The sequence below is a fragment of the Actinomycetota bacterium genome (assembly GCA_036280995.1).
Lineage (GTDB): Bacteria > Actinomycetota > CALGFH01 > CALGFH01 > CALGFH01 > CALGFH01.
In genome coordinates, this window is the sequence record DASUPQ010000183.1 from 1 (window position 1) to 6391 (window position 6391).

Here is a 6391-nt window from a genome sequence, read left to right on the forward strand (position 1 = left end):
CTCCGCAGCCTGGGCAGCGGCAGCCTGTTCGGCTGCCCGCTCCGCTCCTTTGCCGACGGCGTGGAATTCCCGGTCGCGGGTTCAAGAACTGACCGGGCCCCGGTTGTTGGTCCATCCGCTATGAGAGTGCGGGTTGGTTGGTGGTCCAGGTCTTGGCGTAGTCGGTTGGGGTCAGGTAGCTCAGGGCGCTGTGGGGTCGGAGGGTGTTGTACTCGATGCGCCAGTCCTCGACCAGCACCTGGGCCTCGAGCAGGCTGCTGAAGGCCTCGACGGCGAGGAGTTCGTCGCGGAGCCGGCCGCCGAAGCTTTCCACGTACGGGTTCTGCCAGGGCGAGCCCGGTTCGATGTAGCTGGTTCCGGCCTGGTTGAACCGGCACCAGTCGCGCAGGGCGTTGGCGGTGAGTTCGGGGCCGTTGTCGCAGCGGATGAACCGCGGTGGCCGGCCGCGCTCGGCGACCAGGCGGTCAAGGACAGCGACGGTGGCGTCGGCGTCGATCCGACGCTTGACGGTGATGGTCAGGGCCTCGCGGGTGTACTCATCCACGACGTTGAGCAGCTTGAGGATCCGACCGTCCTGGGTCTGGTCGAACTGGTAGTCCAGCGCCCACACATGATCGGGATGCTCAGCGGCCAGCCGGGCCGCTGGCGTGGTCGACGTTCCCAGCCGTTGCCGCTTGTGGCGTCGGACCGGGACCCGCAGGCCCTCCTCGCGCCAGAGCCGCTGGACGGCCTTGCGGTTGACCACCCAGCCCTGCCCGACGAGCTGGGCGTGGGCGCGGCGATAGCCCCAGCGGGGATGGGCCCGGCTGAAGGCACGGAGCTGCTGACGCAGGGCCCGGTCCCGATCGGGCTCGACCGGCTGGTGACGTTGGGTGCTGCGGTGTTGCCCGACCAGCTGGCACGCCCACCGCTGCGACACGCCGAACACCCGCTGCAGGTGCTCGACGGCGCGGCGCCGGCGGGCCGGGCTCACCAGTTTCCCCTGCCCAGCTCCTTCAAGGCTTCGATCTGCAGCTCCTTGTCGGCCACGATCCGCTTCAGCCGGGCGTTCTCGCTCTCCAGCTCCTTGAGCCGGCGGACGTCGTCGGCCTTGAGCCCGCCGTATTGGGCCCGCCAGCGGTGGTAGGTCGCCTCGCTGATCTCCAGCGCCTTGGCGACCTCGGGGACTTCTTGGCCCTCGGCCAGCAGCCGGTCGGCCTCCCGGAGCTTGCGGATGATCTGCTCGGGGGTGTGGCGGCGTTGCTTCATCGAGTCCTCCTGCCCGTCGGGGCGATCGGACTCTCATATCAGCTGGACCAATCACAAGGGGTCAGGTCAGGGGTGCTACCGGTTGCCGTTCGCAGCGCAGGTCAGTCTGGGGTCACTCTGGTCCAGGCTCCGACGCCGATGCTGTTCCCAGAGTTAGGTAGGCCATGGCCGGCGCCGGGCGAGCAGCTCGGGGAGGTTCGGTTGGAGCACGCAGAACTCGTTGCCCCAGGGGTCGCGCAGGACCCAGAAGTCAAAGCCGTGCTCTTGCTGGTGGTCATAGCGGTCGCGCCGAAGCTAGCTTGCATGCTGCAGCCACGTTGTCGGTCGGCAGCGGACCGCTGCTGCTTGTCGCGATTCCGGCGGAATCACCCCGGCGGTGGGGGCGCCTTGGTCAGCAGGGCGGCGAGGACGGGACTCATGAAGCAGGTAGACGTTCGCTGTTGCGGCTCCCCTGAGGTGATCCGAGGCTCGGCGTTCCGGAGAGGAACGATCAGCCATTGTGCGGGCGCAGCCGTGGGTCGGTGATCCCGCCGGGGCAGGCCAGGCGCCCGATGTCCCAGCCGGCCAGGCGGGCGCCGGCCTGATAGGCGCTCTCGTAGAAGTCCAGCACGGTGGCGCGGGGGTCGTGGCTGGCGCGGGCGTCGTCATAGCGCAGGACGGCCAGGTGGCTGCCGTCGCGCGGGTCCCACCAGGCCGCCTCCGGCTCCAGCGGCTGGTCGGCCAGTCCTGGCGGTTCCGGGGCGGTGTAGGCGTAGAACGCCGGCTCGGCGAAGCGGTCGTCTCCGAACCAGAAGCCGAAGCTGATCACCTCCCGCGAGTACGCCTCCCGGGTCACCGGGTCGGCGGTGGCCGGCTGGTCCACGTGGCGGTCGGAGAAGCGGGTGTGGGCGATGTCGAAGGTGTGCCAGAAGTGGTGGACCGGGCTGACCTTGCCCGAGAACCGGGCCGCGAACTCCTCCAGGACCAGGTTGACCTGACTGAGGACCTGCCAGTAGCGGCTGGCCCAGGCCGGGTCATAGCTGGCGTGGTCGGTGTCGTCCGCGAACCGCCGGTCGGCATCGGGTAGGTCGAACGGCCTGGAGATGGCGATGGATGCTTTGATCCCGAGCCGGTCCAGCGCCTCGAAGAGGTTGCGGTGGAAGCTGGCCACCGACTGGCCACCAAGCGGGAATGACTCGGTCCGGCCGTCCAGGGTGTGGATGCGCAGCTGGTGGTCGACGAAGTCGAAGTCGATGGTGAAGATCGGGTTGCCGTCGGCCTGGCCCATGGGCCGGGTGGTGGTGCCCCGGCCGGTGAGGTGGAAGGGCACGTTCCACCAGTGGTTGCGCCGGCTGCTGGTGGCCAGCCGGATCTTTCCGACGACCTGGCAGAACCGATGCAGCGTCTCCTTGGTCTCCCGCCACTCGGCCAGCGGCATCGGGGGGAACAGCTCCATGCAGCACCTGTTTCGGTCACGCGACCCTGTACATGGCCTGAGACGTTCAGGATGAGCGACCTGTTGAGGATCGCACCTGGACCAGTGGCCCCACCAACGCCAACCCGGCGACCAGCCGGCGCGTCGTGCTGCTAGGAGGTCGCGTCACTCTCTTTGGCTGATTCAGCTGCATGTCTCGAAGGCTGGCAGCGGCTAACGAGGCCCACAAGAGGGCGGCGCCGACGGCATCGACCGTTCGATCCGGTTCCCGAGGAGTTTGCTTGACCACGTGGTTTGGTGGGTTCAGGCTGCCTTGGTCGCCTCAGCACGGTTCCTCTCCCTCGATCCTCGCACGCCGAGAGTGGAAGGAAGTGCCATGACCTACCTGCGAGCGATCCGCCGGCCACGGCTGCGCTGGATCGTGACCGCCGCGCTCCTGGCCAGCCTGGCCGGTCTGGTCCTGAGCCAGGTCGGGGCCGCCGACGCCGCCGGCTCTACCACCGCCGGCGCAGCCACGGCTGGTGCAGCAACCTCACATGGAGGGTCCAAGCCGACCGTGGTGCTGGTGCACGGCGCCTGGGCCGACAGCGGCAGCTGGGACCAGGTGGTGGCCCGCCTGCAACGCCAGGGCTACACCGTCATCGCGTTCCCCACCCCGCTGCGCTCGCTCCCCGACGACAGCGCCTATCTGGCCGCCTTCCTGAGCAGCGTCCCCGGCCCCATCGTGCTGGTCGGCCACTCCTACGGCGGCGCGGTCATCACCAACGCCGCCACCGGCAATGCCAACGTCAAGGCGCTGGTGTATGTCGACGCCTTCCTCCCCGACCAGGGCGAGACCCTCCCCCAGCTCCTCGGGACCTCGCCCGGCTCCTGTGTGCTCGGTCCCCCCACCGAGATCTTCGACCTGCGGCCCATCCCCGGCGCCCCGCCAGAAATCGTGGACGCCTATGTCAAGCAGCGCCTGTTCCCGGCCTGTCTCGCCAACGACCTGCCCGCCAAGCAGGCGGCCGTCCTGGCCGCCACCCAGCGGCCCGGCTCGACCCTCACTCTCGTCCAAGAGTCCGGGCCACCGGCCTGGGCCGAGATTCCGTCCTGGGCGCTGGTCGGCACGCTTGACCGCCTGATCCTGCCGGCGACCCAGCTGTTCATGGCCGAGCGGGCCGGTGCCCGGATCGTCAAGGTCAAGGCCTCGCACTTGTCGATGATCTCCCGGCCTGGCGCGGTGACCCGCCTGATCGTCGCCGCGGCGCGCAGCACCAGCTGAACCAGCCGTCGGGAGCACCGGCTGGTGTCCGGCTGAAGGTCCTGCAACTGGTCATCGACCACAAGGAGGAGCCCGATGGCCACCATCACCACCCGCGACGGGACCGAGATCTTCTACAAGGACTGGGGCTCCGGGCAGCCGGTGGTGTTCAGCCACGGCTGGCCCCTGAACGCCGACGCCTGGGACGACCAGCTGATGCTGGTCGCCTCCAGTGGCTACCGGGCCGTCGCGCATGACCGCCGCGCCCACGGCCGCTCCAGCCAGCCCTGGACCGGCCATGACCTGGACACCTACGCCGACGACCTCGCCCAGCTTCTGGACACCCTGGACGTGCGCAACGCCGTGCTGGTCGGCCACTCCACCGGCGGCGGCGAGGTCACCCGCTACCTCGGCCGCCACGGCACCGGCCGGGTCGCCAAGCTCGTGCTGCTGGGGGCGATCACCCCGCTGATGCTCAAGACCGACGCCAACCCGCAAGCGACCCCGATCGAGGCCTTCGACGCCATCCGGGCCGGCGTCGCCGGCGACCGCAGCCAGTTCTACCAGGACCTGAGCGAGCCGTTTTACGGCGCCAACCGACCCGGCAACCAGGTGTCGCAGGGCATGCGGGACAGCTTCTGGCTGTGGAGCATGCAGGTCGGCCTCAAGGGGGCCTATGACTGCATCAAGGCGTTCTCCGAGACCGACCTCACCGAGGACCTCAAGCGGATCGACGTGCCGACCCTGATCGTGCATGGCGACGACGACCAGATCGTCCCCATCGACGCCTCGGCCCGCCGGGCCGTCGAGCTGGTCCCCGACGCCACCCTGAAGGTGTATCCGGGTGCCGCCCACGGCCTGGCCCAGGTCGCCCCGACCAAGGACCAGTTCAACACCGACCTGCTCGACTTCCTCAACGCCTGAGCCCGATCGTCGGAGCTTGCCCCTGTGACATCGGTGCTGCGGGATACCTGGGCAGCATTCTGGAGCGCATCGACCGCCCGATCGTACTGAGGCCACTCCTACGCCGGGCGGTGGTCACCAAGGCGGCCAACGACGGGGTGACGGCGTGGGGCTACATCGAGCAGTTCCTGCCGCGTGTCCTCGACGACTGATCCCTCGGCAGACTCCTAGCGACCCACCCCGACCCTGCACCTCGAGACCGAAGAGCGAGCCAATGATCGATACGCCCAACACCCGCACCGAAGCCAACCGACAAACCATCCGCCAGGCCTTCGACGCATGGCAGCAAGGAACCGGCGCGATCAGCGACGTGTTCGCCCCCGAGATGGTCTGGCGGATCGAGGGGCATTCGCTGGCATCCAAGGAGTACGGGAGCAGGCAGCAGTTCATCGACGAGGTGCTGACGCCCTTTGGCGCGCGATTCAGGCCATCAGCGCCCTTCCGCCCGATCACGATCCGCTCGGTCCACGCCGACGGCGACACCGTGATCGTCCTGTGGGACGGCCGCGGGATCGCCAACGACGGCCAGCCCTACCAGAACAGCTACGCGTGGTTCCTGCAGCTGCGCGACGGCAAGGTCATCGACGGCACCGCCTTCTACGACAGCATCTCGTTCAACGACCTGTGGACCCGAGTACAACCTCGGAGTTGACGTGCGGGTGCGGTCGCCGTCGCCCATGTGCACAGGCTACCTGGCCTGGCCCAGCACCCGCCCGGTCAGCGTCGGCAAGGGGTGGGCAGTCCACGTGGGCGGTGGTGGCCGAGCCGACGACGGGAGGCTGCTGCGGGTGATGGCCGAGGTCGGCTCCGCGGTGCGTGGCGACGGCCGAAGCGACCGGCGTGACCTCCGCCTGGGACGGCCGAGCGGCCTCCAGTCTGCGTTAAGGCCGTGAGGGCTGCGGTGAGTTCGCGTTCAGGGCTCACCGCTTGCGGTCTGGTGCCGCCGGGTTCCCTAGCCGGGTGCCTGCGTGGCCGCGAGGTCAGGACGTGAAGTCGGCGTTGGGAGGAGCCTGGAGCGTGGGCGTGGACGGCGAAGGGGTGAGCTGATGAGGAGGGCGTTGGCGGGGTTGATGCAGCAGCGAGCCGGTATCATCGTCGGCGTTGTATGCTGCTGAGTGCTCGATTTGCCGGTCTCTTCATCAGCGTCGTGGCTACAATGTCGGTGCCGAACTGCAGAATGGTAACTTGCCCTCCTAGCTCAGTCGGTAGAGCGCATCAATGGTAAGGAAAACCCTGGGGCTATTCTCCTCGTCCGGTGACCAGCAGGAACAGCCATTTGTGAAGGTCAATGCCGATCGTAGCATCTGGATCAAGTAGCAGCGACTGGCAGCAATTAGCACCGGCTGGCGACCAATGCTGATGAGTTTCGAAGTGAGAACCAGACAAACGAGCCCGCTCATCTCTGGGTTCGTAGAGCGCAAGTGCCAACGGCTCGAGATGGGCATCAGCATACCGGCCACCGCAGGCGCCGGGGCCTGCGGTGGGGCCGGTCTGTCAGCGGGTCAGGTGGTGAGGAGTCGCTC

Annotated in this window: 5 protein-coding genes; 3 read left to right on the forward strand and 2 right to left on the reverse strand. The window is 68.3% G+C overall.

What is annotated here, in order from left to right; genetic code table 11:
- Positions 1 to 118: 118 nt before the first annotated feature.
- Together VF468_05795 and VF468_05800 are read right to left on the reverse strand one after the other, a co-directional pair.
- Positions 119 to 1248, reverse strand: a protein-coding gene (locus tag VF468_05795; GenBank protein ID HEX5877825.1) for an IS3 family transposase whose coding sequence is annotated in 2 segments (ribosomal slippage) — positions 119 to 987 and positions 987 to 1248 — 1131 coding nt in all. Because the reading frame shifts where the segments join, the coding sequence is not laid out codon by codon here.
- A 490-nt stretch (positions 1249 to 1738) separates the two neighbouring features.
- Positions 1739 to 2683: a DUF5996 family protein gene (locus VF468_05800; GenBank protein ID HEX5877826.1), complete on the reverse strand. Its 945-nt coding sequence runs from the start codon at positions 2681 to 2683 to the stop codon at positions 1739 to 1741.
- Positions 2684 to 3038: 355 nt separating this feature from the next.
- Between VF468_05800 and VF468_05805 the strand changes: the two genes are divergently transcribed.
- The 3 genes from VF468_05805 (at position 3039) to VF468_05815 (ending at position 5520) form a co-directional block, all read left to right on the forward strand.
- Positions 3039 to 3926: an alpha/beta hydrolase gene (locus VF468_05805; GenBank protein HEX5877827.1), complete on the forward strand. Its 888-nt coding sequence runs from the start codon at positions 3039 to 3041 to the stop codon at positions 3924 to 3926.
- Positions 3927 to 4001: 75 nt separating this feature from the next.
- Complete coding sequence (locus VF468_05810) at positions 4002 to 4829, forward strand: alpha/beta hydrolase (protein ID HEX5877828.1); 828 nt, start codon at positions 4002 to 4004, stop codon at positions 4827 to 4829.
- 253 nt (positions 4830 to 5082) lie between these two features.
- A complete protein-coding gene (locus VF468_05815; GenBank protein ID HEX5877829.1) occupies positions 5083 to 5520 on the forward strand; it encodes a nuclear transport factor 2 family protein in 438 nt (145 codons plus the stop codon).
- Positions 5521 to 6391: the final 871 nt, after the last annotated feature.